The following is a 564-nucleotide window of genomic DNA, read 5'->3' as shown; positions in this document are numbered from 1 at the left end:
CACATAAACCACATCGTTTTGATACAAGTTCAGTACAGGTTCGCCAATCGCCACGCGCTCAAAACGCTCTTTGAAAACGTCTGAGACTTTGCCTGCAAACGGGGCAAATAAACGCGTATAGTTCAACTGGTTGGTGGCGTTATAGAAGTTTGCCTCTGCCAGTTCCTTGTTTGCGGTCAGCTCATCCAGTTCTGCTTTGGATATCATTTGGCGGCCGTGCAGTTCTTCACCTCGTTTAAGCTGGCGAATCGCAAGCGTGTATTGCGCTTCAGCATCATTTACCGCTTGCTTTTCTTTGCTGTCATCCAGCTTGGCGATCATTTGCCCTTCTTTCACTACGTCACCAGCTTTCACTAGTACGTGTTGAATTTCACCGGCGCGACGAAATGCCATGGGTGTTTGTTCAGCAGGAACAACTAGCCCTTTAAACTCTCGATATTGGCTTTTCACTGGCGCGTCAACTGAAATGGTCGAAACATACAACGGTTGTTCGGCTACGTTTTGGCTATCACTTTGACAACCAGTAAGAACGGCAAAGGCGATGGCCGATACTGCGAATAGAGA

1 pseudogene is annotated in these 564 nt (G+C 47.7%); it reads right to left on the bottom strand.

What is annotated here, in order from left to right:
* A pseudogene (gene vmeU / locus R7R78_RS28460) lies at window positions 1-564 on the bottom strand (multidrug efflux RND transporter periplasmic adaptor subunit VmeU); the annotation flags it as partial.

Source organism: Vibrio sp. 2134-1, from assembly GCF_033339495.1.
Note: the sequence above shows the minus strand (reverse complement) of the source record. Positions and strands in the feature narration are given on the sequence as shown.